This is a genomic window from Campylobacter showae (genome assembly GCF_900573985.1).
Lineage (GTDB): Bacteria > Campylobacterota > Campylobacteria > Campylobacterales > Campylobacteraceae > Campylobacter_A > Campylobacter_A showae_E.
Genome location: NZ_UWOK01000001.1, coordinates 2,142,107 through 2,162,358, shown reverse-complemented (window position 1 = coordinate 2,162,358; position 20,252 = coordinate 2,142,107). Strand labels below are relative to the sequence as shown.

The following is a 20,252-nucleotide window of genomic DNA, read 5'->3' as shown; positions in this document are numbered from 1 at the left end:
TTGGTAGAAAAATCTTATCTTGCTTTTGGTTATATTTCCCGCTGCGTCAAGCGCCACGACGTCGGCGCCAAACGAGCCTGCTGCGCCGCGCCCAAGCTACTAGCGAGGCGAATAGCCGTCTTTTACGAATTGCTCGGGATAAATTTTATACCATAGTTTGTCTCGATAAGACCTTCTTTTAGCATTTCATCAGTCGCCTTTAAACACGACCGTCGCCCGCTCACCGCCTTTGGTGATGGCGTATGAGTGGTTTAGGATGTTTACGTCGGGTTTTTTGTTATCGACGGTGATTTTGACCTCTTTTTTTTTGCGTGTGCCGCAGGAAAAATCCCCCATGTTGCTAGTATGCCGTGGCCTCGAATCACGGATCTGTTGTAGTATCTTTTTGTGCGCCAAATCCCGTTTTCCGGAAAGGTTAAATTTAAATCCGACGAAGTCTCAGACGGCGCTTCAAATTTTTGAGTCAATAAATTTACGCGCCTTTTTCGTCCTATAAGCGAAATTTTAACCGATTTCACGCCCGCCTTCCGTCGGGGTTATTTTGATCGGTAAGAGGCGAGGTTAGATTCCAGTAAAGTTTGATCTGAGATAGCTATGCTCGGTGCTTCCGCGTTCCAAAACCTGTTTTTGAAGGTAAATAAAAAAAGCTAATCGCCGCAACTCAAAAGTAAAATAAATAGATGGCCGAAAAAATATCATTCCGAGATTGCCAGCGTCTTCTCATAAAAAATCTCCTAAAATCTTAAAGACGAACCGATTTTACTAAAAAAGCCGATAAATTTAAGGGTAAATTGCCGCCCCAATTTATAAAAGTTTCGCGTATTTTTCTGCTTCGCCCATCCATTCTCGCAGCTCGTCCCACTTCTCGTTTTTGATTAAATTTTCGCATTCGTTCCAGCTCTTTTTTGAAAAGGTCTATCGAATTTATCAAATTTTGCTTGTTTTGTTTAAAGATATCCGTCCACATCACTGGCGAGCTTTTGGCGATCCTGATCATGCCGTTAAATCCCGTGCCGCTTAGCGCGATGATATTTTTTTTGTTTTCCTTTTTTAGTACGCTGCTAGCTAGCGAAAAGCTGATGGCGTGGGGCAGGTGAGAGATGACGCTGGCGTGATGGTCGTGCTCCGCCGCGCTCATAAAAATGATCTTCATGCCTAGGTGTGAAAATAGCTCGACCGAGCGCTTGACGTGCATCTCGCCGCTTTCTTTAAAGTCGCAGATAGCTACGACGGCGTCTTTAAAAAGCCCAGAAAACGCGGCAGTCGGACCGGAGTATTCCGTGCCCGCCATCGGGTGCGCGGGGATGAAATTTGCCTGATGCTCTCGGGCACCGCTTCGATTATTTTTTGCTTGGTGCTACCAAGATCGACGATAGTCGTGTTTTCGCCGATACCTTCAAATTCTTTAACGATTTTGATGATGCCTTCGACGGGGATGGCTAGAAATATCATATCGCATTTTTGCTTCATCTGCTCAAGAGTTAAAATTCATGCACGAGACCGAGCTCAATGGCTTGTTTTTCGTGCTCTTTGTTTAGATCCATGCCGCTAACGCAGCTGATTAGTTTTTCGTTTTTTAGGCTAAGACCTAGCGAGCCGCCGATGAGTCCTAGGCCTACGATACCGATTTTCATAAATTCACCTTTTAAATTTATATTGTTTAAAAATAAAATGTGCTATTATACAGCCTTATCATCACTTTTAGGTTAAATAAATGAAAAAAAGCGTTTTTCTACTACTTCTGGGTGCTGTTTTGGCAAATGCCCAGCAGATAACTTCCATAAATTTAAAGGTCTTGTGCATCTGTCTCCAGAAACTGCAAAGGAGATAATGGGGCTAAAAGTCGGCGACGATCTAAACGGCGATAGTACGGATAGGGCGATCGCAAAGCTGTTTAGGCAGGGCTATTTCGACGATATATATATCGAAAACGAGGGCGGCGACGTAACCGTAACGGTAAAAGAAAAGCCTAGCATCGCTCGTATCGATATCAAGGGCGTAGTGACTAACGATAAAACCGCTATCGACGGGCTAATCAATATCAAACAAGGCAATATGTACGACGAGCTAGCTATCGAGCGCGCAAAAGAGCGCATCAGGCAGTATTACGAGTCAAAAGGATACTTTGACACTATCGTGGACGTAACAAAAGAGCCGGTAGCGGGCAATGAAAGCAGCCTTTTTGTCACGATGAACATAAATCGCGGCGAAAATATCATAATAGAAAACGTAAATTTAGTTGGCGCAAAGCTTTTTGATTATGACGACGTGGAGCCTGTGGTAGCGAATAAAGAGCGCGAATTTATGGGCTGGATGTGGGGTAGAAACGACGGTAAGGTTAAGCTTTTCGAGCTACCAAACGATCCTGCGAGAATCCAAGACAAATACTACCAAAAAGGCTACCTAGACGCCACCGTCTCAAACCCGTATCTAAACGCCTATATGGATAACTACACCGCAGACCTCACCTACTACGTGACCGAGGGCGAGCAGTATAGGGTATCTAGCGTAGATATCGAAGCGCCTGAGTTTTTAGAGCTTGATAAAGAGAAAATTTTAAAAGACTTTAGGCTAGAGAGCGGCGACGTGATGAACTCCGCTCGCCTAAGGCAAGACATGAAAAAGCTCGACGATATGGTAGCGGATAAGGGCTACGCGTTTGTAAGGATAAATCCAAAAACCGAGAAAAATGTCGAGGACAAGACTGTTAGTATCGTCTATGAGGTTTTACCGGACGAAAAAGTATATATAAGAAACGTGCAAATTTCAGGTAACGACAGAACCGTGGATAGGGTCGTTAGACGCGAGCTATACCTCACGGAGGGAAATTTATACAGTAGAACAGACCTGCAAGACAGCAAGGACGCTCTAAGGCGAACGAGTTATTTTGACGAGGTTGAGATCGAGGAGCAGCGCGTCGGAGCAAACCAAGTTGACTTACTCGTAAAAGTAAAGAGGCCTCCACGGGCTCGATCAGCGGCGGTATCGGCTACGGTAGCTCGGACGGTTTGCTACTTAACGCGAGCGTGTCTGATACGAACGTATTTGGTAGCGGCTTGAAAGGCGTCATAAGCGTAGATAGGAGCGATAACGAGCTCTCCGGGCAGATAGGTCTAACCAACCCGCGCCTTTTTGATAGCGAATATAGCCTTGGCGGCACTCTTTATGCTAACGACTATAGCTGGAATAACTACGATGAGAAATCATACGGTCTAAACGTCGTCGTAGGCAGAAAACTAACTAGAAATCTAAGCGCGTCTCTGGGTTACATCATAGAGCAAAGCCGTATCAGCGGGCTTAGCGACGTGCTAAAAACCGTCGGGTACAAAGACGGCAAGAGCCTAAAAAGCTCGCTCATACCGTCTATCACGTATAATAGCACGGATGACTACTACCTACCTCGCACCGGTATCATCGCAAGCACCAGCCTAGAGTTTGCGGGCGTGGGCGGCGACGAGAAATTTTTAAAGAGCAGAACGAATTTCAACTGGTATCAAGGTATCAGAGAGTGGGTGGACTACGACCTTATTTTTAGATTCAAATCAAGCTTTGGCAAAATTTGGGATCGCGGCTGGGTGCCTATCAACGAGAGACTATATCTAGGCGGCATCAGAAATCTACGCGGATTTGAGAGTAGAACCGTCTCGCCTAAAGTCAAAGTCGCCAGCGGTAGCTGGTACGAGACGGGCGGCGATACGTCGTTTAACAGCTCGGCAGAACTTAGCTTCCCGCTAATAGAGCGCGTAAAGATGCGCGGATTGCTGTTTGTTGACTACGGCGTTATTCGCGGCAGGATCGCAAACGTAACGGCGCCAGGCATCGTGGATTATATCGACGGACGTATCAGTAGATATAGTGCGGGCGCAGGTATCGAGTGGGTAACGCCTATGGGGCCGCTACAGCTAATCTTTGCCAAACCGCTCAAAAAGCAAGACGGCGACGATACGAGTACGTTTGAATTTACTATCGGACAACGTTTCTAATATTACAATAAAACGGCGTTTTGTGTGGCAAGACGCCGTTTTTAACTTTCTATCCCATAAATACTGCTTTTATCTCGATACAAATTTGTACTAAATTTTGCCTTATTTACGTTGCGATTTAATTTTATCTACAAAATCCCCAATCATCTAAACCGTCAAATTTGCCTCTTGCTTAAAAATATCAAGGTTTAAATTTAATTCGTCTATGATAGATAAAAGTTCTGAAATTTCCTTTTTTATCCGCGCGGCGTCCTCAAGGCTAGGCGGTAGCGAAAATGGCGTAGTTTCAAATCTATTTTTCGCTCCGTTTAAAAATAGATAAAATTTATCGTCCATAAACGCAGCGCTCACGCCCATCTCTCCCGCAAATTTTATCTTTAATTCGCGCAAGCGCTTCATGAATGCGGGCGTCAAAAGATACCTCGCTTCGACCTTGTCGTCCGTAAAAACCCTAAATTCATCGTTAAAAAGAGCATCGTCCATCTGCTCTTTTTCGCCTAAAAATTTAGTGTTTAGAGTGCGGCTTGCCACTATCGTTTGCCCGCTAAATTTCTTATCAAACTCGCAGACCAAGACAGAGCCGCTAAAGGCCTGCATATCTTTCATCGTCTCTCACGCAAAAATTATCACTCGGAAACTAAAAGCTTCTCATGGTTTATGATACACATGACTTCGTGAGATTAATTTGATATTGTTTGGAGCGAAATTTACGCCGTAAGGGTGCGGGTTTGGCGGGCAAGCCAGTAAAATATGGGCGTCAAATTTAAAAATTAGCCGCGCAAATTTTAGTATAATACCCCAAAATTTAACTAGGCGGAAGCGATGATAAACGACGAATTTTATATGTCTTTAGCCATAAAAAAGGCTTGGGAGTTTCAAATTTTAACCTACCCAAATCCAGCTGTCGGTTGCGCGGTTTTAGACGCCGGCGGCAGGCTTCTCTCGGTCGCCGCGCATAAAAAGGCGGGCTTTCTACACGCCGAGCCAAGCGCGATTTTATTGGCGCTCTGCGAAAAAAGCGAGGCATTTTTGAGCGATTTTTTACGCGATTATCATGCGGCTTCGGGCGTCAAATTTGAAAGCGCTGCAGAGCTTGAAAATGCGGATTTGGAGCCAAATTTCACGTATGAATACATCCTGCAAAATCACGGCGATCTGCTAAAGGGCGCCAAGGCCTACGTGACGCTCGAGCCCTGTGCTCACCGTGGCAAAACCCCGCCATGCGCCGAGCTTTTGAGTCGGCTAAAATTTGCCGAAGTCGTCATCGCTAGAGGAGACGAAAACGCCGTAGCTAGCGGCGGCGCGCATATCTTGCAAAGCGGCAGCGTAGCGGTCAAATTTGACGTACTACGGCGCGAAGCGGACGATCTGGTTGAGCCGTTTCTAGCGTGGCAGGGCGGAAATTTTAGTTTTTTTAAGCTCGCCCTTAGCGCAAACGGCGTCGCAGTCGGCACCGCGCAGAGCAAAATCATCTCAAACCTAGCCAGCCGCACGCACTCTCACCGCCTTCGCAGCGCGGCCGAGCTGCTAGTTATCGGAGGCGCCACCGTCCGCGCCGACCGCCCGAGGCTAGACACCAGGCTGATAGAGGGCAGCAAAAACCCAAACGTGATGATCTACTCGCGCGAGCGCGAGTTTGACGCGTCTATACCGCTTTTTGGCATGGCGAGCAGGAGCGTGCACGTAACAAGCGACATAAATGAAGCTTTCATGCCGCGCTTAACGATGTTTGAGGGCGGCGAAAACGCGCTAAAGGCCCTAGACGAACGCGTAAAATGGCTGCTGCTTTACCGCTCGAGCGAGTTTTTAGACGCGCCCGCGGTTAGGCTAAATTTAAAACTCAAACCGCTATTTCACGGCGAGCTTGGCGGCGACGTTTACGAATGGTATAGGATCGAGCAGGATTTGGGCTAGAGCGCGTCAAATTTAGCCAAATGATTTTGTAAATTTAAGGAGAAAAATGAAAAAAATAACGCTAAACGGAGCGAAATTTAAAGTCGCGGCAAACACGATGGAGGAGCTAAAAAACGAGGCTCTGGGCGATAAAAACGGCGAGATGTATAAATTTCTAGCCAAATTTAACGCTAGCGAGCCGGATATCTTTATCCTGGACGGCTTTGCGACGAAGGAAAATTTGGAGATAAAAGATGGCGCAAATGTCGTATTTATAAGGCGCGGCGTGATGCCTGGACGAGAGGTGCTAAAGGCCATGATCGCCTCCAGAAACAGCCCCGAGCTAAACGCGGCTCTAGCTAGCGGCTGCGTGGGCGTGGCGGGACTTGGCGGTCTTGGCTCAAATATCGCGCTAAGCCTTGCCCGCACGGGAGTCGCTAAGCTCGTGCTGGCCGACTTTGACGTCGTGGAGCCTAGCAACCTAAACCGCCAGCAGTACTTCGTCCGCCACATCGGCATGAAAAAAACGGACGCGCTAAAAGAGCTCATCGCCGAGGTAAATCCATTTGTCGAGGTGGTGACGCACGACGTGACGCTAGACGCGAGCAACGTCGCCGAGATTTTCGCGCCGTGCAGCATTATCTGCGAGGCCTTTGACAATGTCGCGGGCAAGGCGATGATGGTAAACGAGGCGGGCGCGAGCCTGCGGGACAAAAAGATCGTCGGCGCGTCGGGCATGGCGGGGCACTTTAGCTCAAATCTCATAAAAACGGTCAAATTCGCGCGAAACGTCTATCTGTGCGGCGATCTGCAAAACGCTGCGGGCGTAGGACAGGGGCTCATGGCCGCGCGCGTGGCGATCTGCGCAAATCACGAGGCAAACCTTGCTATTAGGCTTTTGATGGGGCTTGAGGAGGTTTAAATTTGACGGCGGCGACCTTTTAGCTTGCGCTCAAATTTAGCTTTAGCGAGTTTTTGATTGCGATAAATTTGAGTAAATTTCGTTGCGATAAAGTTAATGGCTTGCGTTTTGCCGTGTCAAAATTTAGCTTGCAAATCGGTTATTTATCGCATGAAATTTTGTAAATTTGCGTCTAATTTATATAAAATTTGACCAAATTTACTCGTCTGATTGCTTGGTTAGTTGTTTGCGTTTGGCGGACTTTACCGAAGTTTGTTTTAAATTTTATCGTGAGATTCAATCCAAATGAGCGCGCGCCTAACAAGAAGTCAAATTTTACCTACGCTACTTCATCTTCGGACGAAACGAGCGTTTTACGTCAAAGCCCTTGCCTGCGATTTTTATATCGTTTGGGATCGCGCCTGTTGGGGCGGAGGCGTCCTTTTTGGCGGACAAAAACTCCACTAGGCTTTGCCAGACGAAATCAGCATCCAGATAAAGCCCCATCGCTCTAAGTTGCGGATTTATCGCTACAAAGTCGGTAGTTTTCGTTTTTTTAAAAAGCACGATCGGCGCATTTAAAATCTCGTCTGCGCTTATCGCTTTACCGTCGCGAACGATGTTTTTTAACGATTTTTCGCAGGTGGCGCCTAGGGGGTATTTTATGTCGAGCAAAATATCCTCTCTCGTGGCGCGATCGCCTATCTGCCGAAACTGCGAAACGATATAGGCGCGAAAACCGTCGTTAAACGTCAAGATCCCAGTTTTGTTATCGGTTTCTTTAAGATCAAGGCTCGTGTAAATCTTACCCTGCGCGGCAAAAATATGGACCAAATTTTGGCCGATAAAGATGATGGAGTGCAGCAGGCGCGGAACTTCATTGATGTCGGTTTTGTTTAAATTTATAAATTTACCGTCAGTAAATCGGTAGCCGCCCAGTTTTCGCTCAAAATCTATTTGATCTATTTGGTTTAGTTTCCATAGCTCATCGGCGGCGACGAGAGTCGAGTTTCTGCGGTCATAGATTAGCGTCTAGTCAAGGCCGTATTTTGAGACCATAAAGTCGTAGTTGTCTTTAAATTTCGAGATTATTTTCACGGCGCGCCTTTAAATTTACCTCGCCTTAGTTTCAAAAAATGCCGAGATTAGCGAGTTTGCGCCCTGATTTATAAATTTTTGCATCGCTTTTTCGTAGACGGACGGCTTTGCCCAGACGGGCTCGGCCACGCCGCTTAGCTTTTCTAGCTCGGCGCGCGCAGAATAATAATCGCTCACCTCGTCGATGAGTCCGAGTTTTGCCGCATCGCGAGCGAGAAATACCCGCGCGTTGGCCCACTCTTTGCTTTTGTTTGCGTCTAGATTTCTATCCGCCGCCACGTCGCTTACGAACATCTCGTAGCTGGCGTTTACGAGCTCTTGCAGTTGCTCGCGCTCGATCTTGCTCCACGGGCGCAGAAACGTCCCCGCCTCTTTATACTCGCCCGCTTTTACGACTTGCTGCGAGACGCCGATTTTAGCCGCTAGCTCGCTAGCATCCGCGCCTTGCATTATCACGCCGATCGATCCGATGAATGCGCCCGGATTTGCTAAAATCTTGTTCGCGCCAGCGCCCGCGTAGTAGCTACCGCTCGTCATCGACCCGCCCGCATACGCGACCACGGGCTTTGCGGCGCGTAGATTTTTGATCGCTAGGTGCAGCTCGACGCTAGGCGCCAGCGCGCCGCCGGGGCTATCGATGTAGAGCAGCACGCCTTTGATGTTGGCGTCCTTGCGCGCGGCCTCGATCTTTTCTAGCGCCTCGTTTGCGTCCATGATCGCGCCTGAGAGGTTGATCTGGGTTAGGTTGGGCGGATTTACGCTCTCGCCTTTGCCGCTAAAAAATATCAAAAAGACGATGAGCAAAAACAACATCGCCTTAAAATACGTGTTTATGAACCTAAAAATCGCCGCGATCGGCGAGAAAATAAACTTAAAAAATCCCATTTTTTTCCTTTAAATTTGTCGTTTTCGTGAAATTCGGGCGCATTTTACCATTTAAATTTATAAATTTAGCTAGCGGGCGGGATTTAAGAAACGAGCCACAAATTTGAGCTTAAATTTAGCATTTTTATTTTTTCGCGCCAGAGCCTAAACCGTAAAATTCGGCTTAATCGTTTAAATTTACCTCCGCGCCGCCAACAAATAGCCGCTCGCAGCCTCTGGCATGCAAGATGAGCATGAGCGGTAGCTGCGCCGCGTCGGCGTCTGCAAAACCGCCGTATAGCGCGAGGTCGGCCAGCTTGCCCTCTTTTATCTCGCCTGCGTCCAAATTTAGCGCCTTTGCCGCGTTTTTTGTCGATGCTAGAAGCAAAATTTTAGCAAGCTCAAGCGGATCAAATTCGGCGTGAATGAGTAAATTTGCCCGCAGCTCGTCCAAGAAATTTAGGCTCATATTTGAGCTAAGCCCGTCCGTGCCGATGTTTATGTTTGCTCCCACGTCCAGCGCGGCGCGTAAATTTAGCGTGCGTTTGCTAAGCAGCCTGTTTGAAACCGCGCAGTGCGTGAGACTGTGAAGCTCCGGGTCAAAACCCGAAAAATCATCCGTCCAAACGCAGTGCGTAAAGAGCGTGCGAACGCCCGCAAACATCGCTACAAACGAGCTTGGCGAGTAAAGCGGGTACGCGGCGGGGTTAAATTTGCCCAGCCACTCTTTAAAGCCGCCCGTGCCGCCCTCTAGCCAGCTTTTTTCATGCTCGCTCTCCATAAAATGCGTCGAGACGACCAGCTCCAGCTCGCGGGCTAAATTTAGCGCCGCAGCGGCTAAATCAGGGTGCGTAGAGTAGGGCGAGTGCACTGAAACCGCAGGCGTAAAAAGCGGGCTTTTGCGCTTTTGCGACGCTTCAAAGCGGGCGGTGAAATTTGCCAAATTTTGCTCGAGCGCTGCTTCATTCGTACCTAAAATTTCGTTAAAAAACACGACTCGCCCGCCGCAGTTCGCGCACGCGTCCAAATCCCGGCCAAAGCTCGACACCGCTCCGAAGCTCGCCACGCCGCTACGCTGCATGGTTTTTATCGCAGAGGCGATGAGGTCATCGTTTGCCGCCTGCGAGAGCGCGCCGCGAGAGGCGATAACGGAGCTTAGCCACTCTAAAAAATCGCCGTAAACGAGGCTGGTTTTGTTCGCGCTAAATTCCAGATGTACGTGCGGATTGATGAAAGCAGGCGCCAAAACGGCATCCGGATACTCGAAAAACCGCGCATTAGGGTATCTTTTGCGCAGCTGCTCGGCCTCGCCAACGGCCTCGATACGCTCATCAAAAGCGACCGCCGCATCCTCTAAAACGGTAAAATTTTCGTCGCATAGCATTGTAAATTTTGGTTTAACGATGATCATTTTTTAAGCTCCTATTTTTCGTGATTGTAGCGAAAATTTAGCTTAAAAAATGTATAATCAAGGCTAAATTTAAATCCTTTAAAAGGCTAAAAATGGAAACAAAATCTAAACTAATGGTCATCCAGGGCCCGAATATCAACATGCTGGGCACGCGCGAGACCGATATCTACGGCTCGATGAAGATGGAGGATATCCACGCGCAGATGAAGCTTTTTGCCGAGCAAAACGGCATCGAGATCGAGTTTTTTCAGAGCAATTTCGAGGGCGAGCTAGTGGATAAGATCCAAGAGTGCTTCGGCGAATTTGACGGCATCATCATAAACCCAGCCGCCTATACGCACACATCTATCGCGATCCGCGACGCTATCGCAGCCGTCGGGCTTCCGGTCATCGAGGTTCATATCAGCAACATCCACCGCCGCGAAGAATTCCGCCAAAAAAGCCTCATAGCGCCGGTGACTGCGGGACAGATCGTCGGCTTTGGACCTGTGGGCTACCACCTAGCCATGATCGCGATTTTACAAATTTTCGAGCAGATAAAAGCCATGAAAGCCGCAAGAGCGGGCGAAAAAGCGGAGTAAAACGAGGCAAAATTTGAAAAATTTTATCCTAAAGGACGAAAACGCCGTATTTTACGAGTGCGGATACAGCTGCGACAACGCGATATTTTTGAGTCTTGCGGGGCGCAAATTTTTCCTCACCGATGCGCGTTATAGTATCGAGGCGCGCGAGCTTTGCAAAGATACCGAAGTGATCGAGGTCGAGCGAAATTTGATAAAAGACGCGCGACTATTTTTGCGAAAGGCAGGCGTAAAGGAGCTTGCGTATAACCCGTACGATTTTAGCGCGGGTGAGTGGGAAGCTCTGAGTAAGGGGCTTGGGATAAGATTTAAGGCGCGTGCGAATTTTTCGCAAATTTCGCGCATAGTAAAAAGCGAAGATGAGATAAAAATTTTAAAACGCGCGGCGCAGCTGGGCGCGGAAAGATTTGACGAATTTGCCGCGTTCGTGCGCTCTAGCGGCGAAGGCATGAGTGAGGAGGAGCTGTTTTTTAACGCCGAGCTCATCTTTAAGAAAAAGGGCGAGCTCGCGCTTAGCTTTTCGCCTATCGTCGCGATCAACGAAAACGCCGCCAAAGCGCACGCTCTGCCGAGCAAAAAGCGTTTGCGACAGGGCGATTTGCTCCTGCTTGATGCGGGGGTTAAATTTAACCGCTACTGCTCGGATAGGACGCGCACGGCGTGCTTTGACGAAAATTTTAACTTCGGCAAAGAGCAAAATTTTAAAAATGCCAAACGCCAAGAAATTTACGAAATCGTAAAAGAGGCTCAGGCTCTAGCGATCGCGGCGGTTATGCCCGGCAAAAAGGCGTGCGAGATCGACGCGGCGGCTAGGGATTTTATCGCCGCTCAGGGTTATGGCGAGGCGTTTTTCCACAGCACCGGACACGGCGTCGGAGTCGATATCCACGAGCTTCCGTTCATCTCAAAGCGCGGAGATACCGTGCTAAAAGAGGGAATGGTCTTTAGCGTGGAGCCGGGGATCTATCTGCCTGGCGAGTTTGGCGTGCGCATCGAGGACGTCGTGGTTGTGCGCGAAAACGGAGCTGAAATTTTATGAGGGTAGCGGGAGCGAGACGGTTTGATAAATGCCTCTTTTTCCCGAAGGTTTTTGATTTTAAACCGAGCTTTAAAAATAGCGTTATTTTGGGGCTCGGAGGCAATATCGGCGACGTGAAAAAGCGCTTTAATCGGTTGCATTTTAAACTCAGCCGTGACAGCAGGTTTCACGTCGTGGAAAACTCGGCGCTCCTTATCAACGAGGCGTTTGGGTTTAAGGAGCAGGCTGATTTCACAAATGCCGTAATGCTCGCGCAAACGAGCCTTGCCGCGAGGCAAATTTTAAAAATAACGGCAAATTTAGAAAAGCGTTTCGGACGCGTGCGAAGTTTTAAAAACGCGCCTAGAACGCTTGATATAGACATTTTGTATTTTAGCGGACGAAACAGGAATGATGCGCGGTTAACGCTACCCCATCCGGGCGCGCAAAGCAGGGCTAGCGTGATTTTGCCGCTTGGGACGATGAGGCGCGTTAGCAAAAGCGGAGTGAGATTTTAAAATTTAGCGGCCACAAAGCCTAGATTTGAAGCGGGAACGGAAAATGCATAGCCTTTGCCGCGACGATTTTGGCTAGAGGCGGCGAAATTTAGCGAGAAACGAAGGAGAAGATTTGGCGACGAAGTTTTATACGTTTACCGGCGAGAGCAGTATGGAGGCGCTAAAAAAGGCGCAGGCTCAGTGCGGTGAGAGGGCGATCTTGGTAACGACGAAGCAAATTCAGCCAAAGACGATAAACAAAAAGCCGCTTTATGAAATTTTAGTTAGCGTCGAAGAGGACGCGAGCGAGCAGAAAAAAAACCAGCCTCAAAAGCAAAATTTAAAGGGCTACGAGGAGTTTTTGCGCGCTCAGGCAGCAAAAGAGGAAAGGCCGCAAAAGATCATTTTAGACGAGCGCGAGCTTTTTGAAGTCGAAGCTCAAAGCGCTTTAGCTGCGGCAAATTTTAGCCAAAACTCCACGAGCTCAGCCTCGCAAAATCAAAACTACAAAACAGCCCAAAATAGCGGCGAGGACATACTTCTAAACATCTCAAAAGCCGCAAAGGAGATAAGCCAAATAGCAAATATAGAAACTATGCCAAGCCGCCAAGATCAAAACTACGATAAAAAGATAGACGACGTCGCAAGGCAGGTGAGCGCACTAAGCGAAAAAGTAAATATGATAGCCGATATGTTCTGGGAGGAGCGAGCGGGTGCTAGAAACAACCTAAGCATACCGCCCGAGTTTGCCGGTATCTACAAAGACGCCAAAAATAGCGGCATGAAAGAGGAACACCTAGAGCAGATAATGAAAATAACCGTGGAAAATATGTCGCCTCAGATGAAGGCTAATCCGACCGCGGTTAGGAGATATTTTAGCTCGCTACTTAGGAAGATGCTACCGTGCAGAAGCGAAGAGGACGATAGAAAACAAAAGATAATGATGCTGGTGGGGCCGACCGGAGTTGGTAAAACTACGACTCTAGCTAAACTTGCTGCAAGATTTGCGTATGGAGACGGTAAGCGCGTGAAAACGGGCATCATCACGCTTGATACCTACCGTATTGGGGCGGTCGAGCAGCTGTTTCAATACGCCAAGATGATGAAGCTTCCGATCCTTGACGTTATCGAAGTTGATGATTTTAAAAACGCTCTAAAGCAGCTAAATCACTGTGAGGTTATCCTCATAGACACCACGGGTAGCTCGCAGTACGATAAAGAAAAGCTATCAAGGCTAGAAAAATTTTTAAAAAGCTCGGATACGCATATAGACGTGCATTTGGTGCTCTCGGCAGGAGCAAAGATCGAAGATATGCTTGAAATTTACAACGGATTTAGCTTTCTTGACATCGATACCCTGATTATCACCAAATTTGACGAGACGAAGATTTTTGGCAACGTATTTTCCCTAGTTTACGAGACGAATAAGCCTGTTAGTTTTTTCTCCGTCGGCCAGGAGGTACCGGACGATATCTTGGTGGCAAAGAGCGAATTTTTAGTAAGCTGCGTATTAGAGGGATTTAGCAAGGAACATAATGAGTAATCAGGCCGAGAAACTAAAAGGCATAGTGGCCGCCCAAGCCAAAGCAAAAACTACGTATTTTATCGCTGTAACTAGCGGCAAGGGCGGAGTAGGCAAAAGCACCATAAGCGCAAATTTGGCTAACGTCTTGGCCAAAAGCGGGTATAGAGTCGCTCTTTTTGACGCGGACATAGGGCTAGCGAATTTAGACGTCATCTTAAACGTGCGCGTTAATAAAAATTTGCTCCACGTACTAAAAGGCGAATGTTCCTTAAAAGATATTTTGATCGAGATAAAGCCGAATTTGACGCTGATTCCCGGTGAAAGCGGCGAGGAGATATTAAAATTTAACAACCAATTTTTGTGCGAGCAGTTTTTTGCCGAGTCGGCGAACCTTGACGGGCTTGATTTTATCATCATCGACACGGGCGCGGGTATAGGCGGAAACACGCGGCTATTTTTAGAGGCCGCAGACGAGGTCGTGGTGGTTACTATGCCCGATCCTGCAGCGATAACGGACGCCTATGCCGTTATAAAAATCACTTCAAAAGATAAAGACAATCTTTTGATGGTTTTTAACATGGTGAAAAACGAAAAAGAGGCGATGAGGATATTTGAGCATATTCAAAAAGTGGCCAAGGCAAATATCGAAAATCCGCTAAATTTGGAGTTTTTAGGCGCTATTAGCGAGGATAAAAGCGTCTCAAAGAGCATAAAACAGCGTACGCTTTTTACCGACGATAGCGAATTTTGTCTGCCGAGCTTGGAGTTAAATCAGATAGCTCAAAGGCTTATTTCGAGATTGGAACAAAAAGTGCTTAAAGATGGTCAAGTCAATAGCTTTAGCGCCTTTTTTAGGCGCATGATTGAGCAATTTTAAATTTAGGATTTAGTTTTGAAAGCGGAAAATTTTATAGCATTTTTTACTGTTTGCGGATTTTTTACGGGAGTCGTTTTTTCGGCGTTAAAGTTAAGCGACCCGATACAGATGTTGCTTTATACTTTCGTGATTACGTTTTTCTTTTATCTCGTGATTCACGTTATCATAATGAACTATATCGACGTAAGATTATCTCTTAAAAAGAGATTTGATAAAGAGCAATACGAGCAAACGGCTGATTATCTTATCGGAGAACTAGCTCTTAGAGAAAAGCGTATAGATAATATATTAAGTAAGCTAGCTAGCGAAAATATCCTAATAAAACAAGCGCTAGGCAAAAATGGCGAAAGAAATGCAAAAGCCGCATAATCCTTATGCCTCAAATTTAAAAAAAGAACAAGACGAGGTTGTGCTAGCCTACACGCCCGCTCTTCGCGCGATGGCTTTTAGGCTAAAGGAACGCCTGCCCGCTCATATCGACGTTAGCGACCTGATCGGCGCTGGGCTGGAGGAGATGGTAAAGCTCTCCAGAAAATACGACAAAGAGCAAAACGACTCGTTTTGGGGCTACGCGCAAAAGCGAGTTTACGGCGCGATGCTTGATTTTTTGCGCGGGCTTGATGTGGTTAGCCGCTCGGACCGTACTTTGGTAAAGTCTATCGAGGCTTTAGTAAATGAGTATTTTAATAAATTCGAGTGCGAACCCGACGATGTATATATCGCAGAAAAGCTAGGTATCGACGTAGAAAAAGTAAGCGAAGCAAGGAACGTGAGCGCCGTCGTCGCCGTCCTAAACATCGACGATCAAATGGAGCTAATGAGCGAGGAGAATACGCTAGAACGGGTCGAAAAAGAGGATTTGATAGAAAAGATAACTCAAATTTTAAACGAATTTGAGGAACGCGATCAGCTCATCGTACAGCTTTATTATTACGAAGAGCTGAGCTTAAAGGAGATCAGCGAAATTTTGCAGATTACCGAGAGTAGGATCTCGCAGATACATAAGCGCTTGATGGAAAAAATAAGAAAAAAGCTTGAGGGTAAATAATGGCGGACATTTTAAGTCAAGAAGAGATAGACGCGCTACTAGAAGTCGTGGACGACGACGATGCTAGCGAATCTATCGGCGAAAAATCAAAAAAGAAGAACAGCAGCAGGTAATAATTTACGATTTTAAACGCCCAAACCGCGTGAGCAAAGAGCAGCTTCGCGCGATAAAGGGCATACACGACAAGCTTGCGAGGAATTTGGCTTCTCAAATTTCAAGCGTTATGAGAAGTATCGTGGAGATCCGTCTGCATAGCGTCGATCAGATGACGTACGGCGAGTTTTTGATGAGTTTGCCGAGCCCTACTAGCTTTAACGTCTTTTCGATCAAGCCGCTTGACGGCAACTGCGTTTTGGAGATAAACCCGAGCATCGCGTTTCCTATGATAGATCGCTTGCTAGGCGGTAACGGCGAGGGCTTTGAGACCAGCAGGGAGCTAACCGATATCGAGGTAAATTTGCTCGACGCAATCCTAAGGATGATGATGCAGCGCCTAAAAGAGAGCTGGTCGATGATCACCGATATGTACCCAAACGTCGAGGCTAAAGAAAGTAGCCCAAACGTCGTGCAGATCGTCAGCCAAAACGAGATCGTGATAATGGTCGTCATGGAGATCATCGTAGGCAACTCAAGCGGCATGATAAATATCTGCTATCCAGTTATCTATCTCGAACCGATCTTAAGTCGCCTAGCCAACCGCGATATAATGCTTGGCGAAACGAGCGCAAAAAAGAGCCGAAACAAAGAGCTAAAAACGCTAATAGGGCGCGCCGAGGTGCTATATGAGGCGATACTGGGTAAAAGCATAGTTAGCGTAAACGAGTTTTTAAATTTAAAAGAGGGCGACATACTGCGCCTCGACCGATCGGCAAACGACAAGGCCATCGTAACGATCGATAAAAAAGAGGTATTTTTGGCTGAGGTCGGACTACATAGATTTAGAAAATCTATCCGCATAGAAGAGCTAATCAGAAGCGATAAAGACGAGATCAAAAATATCCTCGAGCAGTATGAAGAAGAGCGCAGAGCAAAACTCATGAGCACTGAACACGAGGATGAGTACGAAGACGATGATATATTAGGCGAGGATGAAAACAATGAATGATTTTTTTAAAATTTTCGTAAACGAGGTAAAGGCTACGGTCGAAGGGCTAACGGGTAGGACGCCTGAAATAGGCGAGAGAAACGAATACGACGCTCCTAAGCAAGAAGGCATAAAGCCGCCTCTAGCCGTTGCAAACATAGCCGTTAGCGGCGATACGACGGCAAAGATGATACTAGTAGCCACGCCGGTGCTAATGAGCGCGATCGGCGAATGGATGCTTGGAGAAGAAGAGATCTCGCGCAACGAAAATCTAAGCGAGGACGAGCTAGATGCCGCTAAAGAGGTGTTTTCAAATATTATGGGCGCGTTTTCCACGAGCCTTGGCGCGCAAAAGGGCATGCCGAAGCTAAATTTCGAGGTCGCAAAGGTAAATTTCCTCGACGAGAGCGCAAATTTTGATTTGAACGCGTTTGAAAAAATATACGTCTATTCCGTTAAAATTGGAGACGTCAGCGAGCAAATAGCTATCGTGCTTGACTTTGCATTGGTGAAATTTTTAAATAAAGATCACAAAGAACCCGCCCAGCAAGCAGCTGCTTCAAAAGGCGATTTAAGCATCGAGGAAATGCGAAATATCGGGCTCATCATGGACGTGCGCCTGCCGCTTCACGTGCGTATCGGTTCAAAAAGAATGCTGCTAAAAGACGTGCTCACGATGGACATAGGCTCGGTCATCGAGCTAAATCAGCTCGCAAACGACCCGCTTGAGATCTTGATCAGCGACAAGGTCGTAGCTCTAGGCGAGGTCGTCATCGTTGATGGCAACTTCGGCATCCAAATCACTCAGATCGGTACGAAAAAAGAGCGCTTAGAGCAGCTTAGATAAGGTTAAATTTAGAAATAAGAGGCTAAATTTAGCCTCGCTTTAGCTCGGGCGCGCCTTTTCTTAAATTTGACGGCATTTACTCAAATTTGAGCGCAAAGCCACGGCGCGTAAATTTAACCCCGCGAGCGCAAATTTAACCGCAAAGAGAAATAATGGATGAAATTTTAAACGATCTGGCCAAATTTAGGGATTTTGCGACTTATAAAAATCCTAGCGTTACGTTTTTCGGCTCGGCTAGATTTGACAAAAATAGCAAATACTGTAAAATGGCTTTTAGCCTCGCAAAAGAGCTTGCCGACGGCGGTTTCGCGGTCGTTAGCGGCGGAGGGCCGGGCGTGATGGAAGCGGCGAACAAAGGAGCGTACGATAGCGGCAAAAGTCCGTCGATAGGGCTAAATATCGTGCTCCCGTTTGAGCAAGTGACAAATAAATACGCCACGAGCAACTTCGTTTTTTCAAATTTATCCGCTCGCAAATTTGCCCTCATCGAGCGCTCGAGAGCGTTTTTGGTATTTCCGGGCGGCTTTGGGACGCTTGACGAGCTGTTTGAGATACTGGTGCTCGCGCAAATCGGTGCTAAAAAAGCTAAAATTTTCCTCATCGGAAGCGAGTTTTGGGGTAAGCTCGATGATTTCATCAAAACCACGTTGATACACGAAAAAGCCGTCAGCGAGGAGGATTTGTCGCTTTATACGATCAGCGACGATCTGGACGCCGTGAGAGATGAAATTTTGCGGATTTTAGACTAGGCGAGTGCGCTAAATTTTATAAATTTTGAGGATTTTGCGATGTTTGACAGGATGCGAGATAGGATCGCTTTTGTGCTGATTTGCCTCGTTTTTATAGCTATTTGCGGCTGTGTCGCCCTCAAATTTGACGGCGCGCGCGTCCCTTTGTTGATTTTAGCCGCCGTAGTTTTCGTCACTGCGCTGGCGGCGCACATGATACATGAAAATTTAAAGCTAGATAAAGATCTAAAAGACGGCGAAACTCAAGACCAATAGCCACAAGCAGGCTTGACGGCTAGTTAAATTTGGTCGGTAAATTTGCCGAGTACTTATACTTGGCGCTCGGCGTTAAATTTTGATTTTTACGCTTTGGTTTTTTGAGCGGATTTGCCGATATGCTTGCCTTTTACTTCAAATTCGGTAAATTTAACTGCGTCATCGCCGTTTGAAAATTCTGCGTTGCCGTCTCGGCGGGTAAAATTCAGAGCCGAGCAAAGCGCAAAAGCTAAATGCTCGCTTAGCTCGCTATCCTTGGCTCGCAAATTTATAGCGTATTAAGCTAATTTTTATATAATCGCACCGAATTTATACGAATTTGCCTTATTGTGGGGCTAGGGCGAGATTTGTAAATTTACAAAACACTTTTACAAAAAATCACAAGCGATGAATCGTGAGACGAATTTAAGCGTTGCACGGAAATTTTTGCGTCAAGGCTAGGCATGTAGCCTGCCGCAGATCAAAAATTTCAAGCTCGTTTAAAGGCGCTCGCGAGGCGCGCTTGCTCCACAAAGGAAAGAAAAATGAAAATTTTAATGGCCATGAGCGGCGGCGTCGACTCCACCATGAGCGCCAAAATGCTGCTAGAAGCGGGTCACGAGGTCGTGGGCTGCTACATGAAATTACACAAAAAGCCCGGATATCATGAAAAAAATATCGATAAAGTCGCCCGCGCGTGCGGGTATCTGGGCATCCCTTATCACGTGCTTGATTTACAAGAGCAGTTTGACAGATACGTCTATACGCCGTTTGTTAGCTCCTATAAAGAGGGTAAGACGCCAAATCCCTGCGCGCTTTGCAACCACTTTATAAAATTCGGCGAGCTGCTAAAATTTGCCAAAAGTATCGGCTGTGAAAAGCTCGCCACCGGCCACTACATCCGCGTTCAAGATGGCATGATCAGAGTCGCCGCCGATCCTAGCAAAGACCAGAGCTACTTCGTCGCGCAGGTGCCAAAGGAGATAATCGCCGATATGATTTTCCCGCTCGGAGACAAATTTAAAAAAGATATAAAAGAGCTGGCAAAATCATTGCCGAGCTTTCGCGAATACGGCGAGCAGGCCGAGAGCAGCGAGATTTGCTTCGTCGAGGACACCTATATCGAGGTGCTAAACAAGCACTACGAGACCGACCTGCCCGGCGACGTGGTCGATAGCGCGGGCAGGGTGATCGGGCGGCACAGCGGCTACATGCACTACACGATCGGCAAGAGGCGCGGATTTGAGGTGTTTGGGGCGCACGAGCCGCATTTCGTGCTCGCTATCGACGCGGCAAATAACCGCATCGTCGTAGGCCCAAAAGAGGAGCTCGAGCGCGGTAAGATCGCGGTAAATAGCCTAAATTTGTTCGTGGATGAGAGCGAGTTTGACTGCGACGTCAAGGTACGCTACCGCAGCATCGGGCTAAACGCGCACGTAAAAGTGCTGGGTGACGGTACCGCCGAGATCGAGCTAAAGCAGAGCGCATTTGGCGTGGCTAGCGGGCAGCTCGCGGTATTTTACAGAGGCGAGCTGGTTATCGGCAGCGGATTTATACTGTAAATTTATCTTAAATTTGATCGCTTCAGGCGGTCAAATTCGGCTCTCTTGCCGAGGCGTTTGCGGTAGCGGCGTTTCGGCGA

19 protein-coding genes and 3 pseudogenes are annotated in these 20,252 nt (G+C 47.3%); 15 read left to right on the top strand and 7 right to left on the bottom strand.

Going from position 1 to position 20,252, the window contains the following annotated elements; all coding sequences use genetic code 11:
* Positions 1-189 precede the first annotated feature (189 nt).
* Entirely contained in the window at positions 190-336 is a 147-nt protein-coding gene (locus EE116_RS12495) for a hypothetical protein (protein ID WP_163028055.1), read from the bottom strand.
* A gap of 468 nt (positions 337-804) precedes the next feature.
* Positions 805-1,634: pseudogene (locus EE116_RS10810) on the bottom strand (prephenate dehydrogenase).
* A gap of 80 nt (positions 1,635-1,714) precedes the next feature.
* Between EE116_RS10810 and bamA the strand changes: the two are divergent.
* Positions 1,715-3,983 (top strand): annotated as a pseudogene (gene bamA / locus EE116_RS10805) (outer membrane protein assembly factor BamA).
* 147 nt (positions 3,984-4,130) lie between these two features.
* Here the strand turns inward: bamA and EE116_RS10800 are convergent.
* Positions 4,131-4,589: a DUF3137 domain-containing protein gene (locus EE116_RS10800; RefSeq protein ID WP_122872705.1), complete on the bottom strand. Its 459-nt coding sequence runs from the start codon at positions 4,587-4,589 to the stop codon at positions 4,131-4,133.
* 216 nt (positions 4,590-4,805) lie between these two features.
* Here EE116_RS10800 and ribD point away from each other — a divergent pair, with 216 nt between their 5' ends.
* Both ribD and thiF read left to right on the top strand, forming a co-directional pair.
* The gene (gene ribD / locus EE116_RS10795; protein ID WP_122872704.1) at positions 4,806-5,897 is read left to right on the top strand and encodes a bifunctional diaminohydroxyphosphoribosylaminopyrimidine deaminase/5-amino-6-(5-phosphoribosylamino)uracil reductase RibD; all 1,092 of its coding nucleotides are present in this window, start codon (positions 4,806-4,808) and stop codon (positions 5,895-5,897) included.
* 46 nt (positions 5,898-5,943) lie between these two features.
* Positions 5,944-6,798, top strand: coding sequence for a sulfur carrier protein ThiS adenylyltransferase ThiF (gene thiF, locus EE116_RS10790; protein ID WP_122872703.1), 855 nt, complete (start codon positions 5,944-5,946; stop codon positions 6,796-6,798).
* 324 nt (positions 6,799-7,122) lie between these two features.
* On the opposite strand, the gene EE116_RS10785 is transcribed toward thiF, so the two are convergent.
* From EE116_RS10785 to mqnF, 3 genes are all read right to left on the bottom strand, one after another.
* Positions 7,123-7,611 (bottom strand): hypothetical protein, encoded by a 489-nt coding sequence (locus tag EE116_RS10785; protein WP_122872702.1) that lies wholly within the window; start codon positions 7,609-7,611, stop codon positions 7,123-7,125.
* A gap of 279 nt (positions 7,612-7,890) precedes the next feature.
* On the bottom strand, positions 7,891-8,760 hold the full coding sequence (sppA, locus tag EE116_RS10780; protein WP_122872701.1) for a signal peptide peptidase SppA: 870 nt from the start codon (positions 8,758-8,760) through the stop codon (positions 7,891-7,893).
* A 163-nt stretch (positions 8,761-8,923) separates the two neighbouring features.
* Positions 8,924-10,150 carry an aminofutalosine deaminase family hydrolase gene (gene mqnF / locus EE116_RS10775; RefSeq protein ID WP_122872700.1) on the bottom strand — a complete coding sequence of 409 codons (1,227 nt, stop codon included), beginning with the start codon at positions 10,148-10,150 and terminating at the stop codon, positions 8,924-8,926.
* Between the two features lie 92 nt (positions 10,151-10,242).
* On the opposite strand from mqnF, the gene aroQ reads away from it, so the two are divergent.
* From aroQ to EE116_RS10720, 11 genes and pseudogenes are all read left to right on the top strand, one after another.
* Positions 10,243-10,731 (top strand): type II 3-dehydroquinate dehydratase, encoded by a 489-nt coding sequence (gene aroQ, locus EE116_RS10770; protein ID WP_122872699.1) that lies wholly within the window; start codon positions 10,243-10,245, stop codon positions 10,729-10,731.
* A gap of 13 nt (positions 10,732-10,744) precedes the next feature.
* Positions 10,745-11,770 (top strand): aminopeptidase P family protein, encoded by a 1,026-nt coding sequence (locus EE116_RS10765; RefSeq protein ID WP_122872698.1) that lies wholly within the window; start codon positions 10,745-10,747, stop codon positions 11,768-11,770.
* The gene (folK, locus tag EE116_RS10760; RefSeq protein WP_122872697.1) at positions 11,767-12,267 is read left to right on the top strand and encodes a 2-amino-4-hydroxy-6-hydroxymethyldihydropteridine diphosphokinase; all 501 of its coding nucleotides are present in this window, start codon (positions 11,767-11,769) and stop codon (positions 12,265-12,267) included. The genes EE116_RS10765 and folK overlap by 4 nt, the downstream gene beginning before the upstream one ends.
* A gap of 112 nt (positions 12,268-12,379) precedes the next feature.
* Positions 12,380-13,789, top strand: a complete 1,410-nt coding sequence (gene flhF, locus EE116_RS10755) for a flagellar biosynthesis GTPase FlhF (protein ID WP_122874405.1) — start codon at positions 12,380-12,382, stop codon at positions 13,787-13,789.
* The gene (locus EE116_RS10750) at positions 13,782-14,648 is read left to right on the top strand and encodes a MinD/ParA family protein (RefSeq protein WP_122874404.1); all 867 of its coding nucleotides are present in this window, start codon (positions 13,782-13,784) and stop codon (positions 14,646-14,648) included. The genes flhF and EE116_RS10750 overlap by 8 nt, the downstream gene beginning before the upstream one ends.
* Positions 14,649-14,663: 15 nt before the next feature.
* Positions 14,664-15,017: a hypothetical protein gene (locus EE116_RS10745; protein ID WP_002947554.1), complete on the top strand. Its 354-nt coding sequence runs from the start codon at positions 14,664-14,666 to the stop codon at positions 15,015-15,017.
* On the top strand, positions 15,001-15,696 hold the full coding sequence (locus tag EE116_RS10740; RefSeq protein ID WP_206159270.1) for an RNA polymerase sigma factor FliA: 696 nt from the start codon (positions 15,001-15,003) through the stop codon (positions 15,694-15,696). Before EE116_RS10745 ends, EE116_RS10740 begins: the two co-directional genes overlap by 17 nt.
* Positions 15,696-16,801: pseudogene (gene fliM / locus EE116_RS10735) on the top strand (flagellar motor switch protein FliM). The gene EE116_RS10740 and the pseudogene fliM overlap by 1 nt, the downstream one beginning before the upstream one ends.
* Positions 16,794-17,627 (top strand): flagellar motor switch protein FliY, encoded by an 834-nt coding sequence (fliY, locus tag EE116_RS10730; protein WP_122874402.1) that lies wholly within the window; start codon positions 16,794-16,796, stop codon positions 17,625-17,627. Before fliM ends, fliY begins: the two are co-directional and overlap by 8 nt.
* A gap of 152 nt (positions 17,628-17,779) precedes the next feature.
* Positions 17,780-18,376: an LOG family protein gene (locus EE116_RS10725; protein ID WP_122874401.1), complete on the top strand. Its 597-nt coding sequence runs from the start codon at positions 17,780-17,782 to the stop codon at positions 18,374-18,376.
* Between the two features lie 39 nt (positions 18,377-18,415).
* Positions 18,416-18,631 carry a hypothetical protein gene (locus tag EE116_RS10720; RefSeq protein WP_122874400.1) on the top strand — a complete coding sequence of 72 codons (216 nt, stop codon included), beginning with the start codon at positions 18,416-18,418 and terminating at the stop codon, positions 18,629-18,631.
* A gap of 86 nt (positions 18,632-18,717) precedes the next feature.
* On the opposite strand, the gene EE116_RS10715 is transcribed toward EE116_RS10720, so the two are convergent.
* Complete coding sequence (locus tag EE116_RS10715) at positions 18,718-18,897, bottom strand: hypothetical protein (protein WP_122874399.1); 180 nt, start codon at positions 18,895-18,897, stop codon at positions 18,718-18,720.
* Positions 18,898-19,155: 258 nt separating this feature from the next.
* Here EE116_RS10715 and mnmA point away from each other — a divergent pair, with 258 nt between their 5' ends.
* On the top strand, positions 19,156-20,172 hold the full coding sequence (gene mnmA, locus EE116_RS10710; protein WP_122874398.1) for a tRNA 2-thiouridine(34) synthase MnmA: 1,017 nt from the start codon (positions 19,156-19,158) through the stop codon (positions 20,170-20,172).
* Positions 20,173-20,252: the final 80 nt, after the last annotated feature.

Excerpts from the sequence above, each read along its gene's own strand:
- sppA (WP_122872701.1), bottom strand. The coding sequence starts at position 8,760 with ATGGGATTTTTTAAGTTTATTTTCTCGCCGATCGCGGCGATTTTTAGG.
- fliY (WP_122874402.1), top strand. The coding sequence starts at position 16,794 with ATGAATGATTTTTTTAAAATTTTCGTAAACGAGGTAAAGGCTACGGTC.
- EE116_RS10750 (WP_122874404.1), top strand. The coding sequence starts at position 13,782 with ATGAGTAATCAGGCCGAGAAACTAAAAGGCATAGTGGCCGCCCAAGCC.
- ribD (WP_122872704.1), top strand. The coding sequence starts at position 4,806 with ATGATAAACGACGAATTTTATATGTCTTTAGCCATAAAAAAGGCTTGG.
- EE116_RS10740 (WP_206159270.1), top strand. The coding sequence starts at position 15,001 with ATGCAAAAGCCGCATAATCCTTATGCCTCAAATTTAAAAAAAGAACAA.
- folK (WP_122872697.1), top strand. The coding sequence starts at position 11,767 with ATGAGGGTAGCGGGAGCGAGACGGTTTGATAAATGCCTCTTTTTCCCG.
- EE116_RS10725 (WP_122874401.1), top strand. The coding sequence starts at position 17,780 with ATGGATGAAATTTTAAACGATCTGGCCAAATTTAGGGATTTTGCGACT.
- thiF (WP_122872703.1), top strand. The coding sequence starts at position 5,944 with ATGAAAAAAATAACGCTAAACGGAGCGAAATTTAAAGTCGCGGCAAAC.
- EE116_RS10720 (WP_122874400.1), top strand. The coding sequence starts at position 18,416 with ATGTTTGACAGGATGCGAGATAGGATCGCTTTTGTGCTGATTTGCCTC.
- aroQ (WP_122872699.1), top strand. The coding sequence starts at position 10,243 with ATGGAAACAAAATCTAAACTAATGGTCATCCAGGGCCCGAATATCAAC.
- EE116_RS12495 (WP_163028055.1), bottom strand. The coding sequence starts at position 336 with ATGGGGGATTTTTCCTGCGGCACACGCAAAAAAAAAGAGGTCAAAATC.
- EE116_RS10800 (WP_122872705.1), bottom strand. The coding sequence starts at position 4,589 with ATGAAAGATATGCAGGCCTTTAGCGGCTCTGTCTTGGTCTGCGAGTTT.
- mqnF (WP_122872700.1), bottom strand. The coding sequence starts at position 10,150 with ATGATCATCGTTAAACCAAAATTTACAATGCTATGCGACGAAAATTTT.
- mnmA (WP_122874398.1), top strand. The coding sequence starts at position 19,156 with ATGAAAATTTTAATGGCCATGAGCGGCGGCGTCGACTCCACCATGAGC.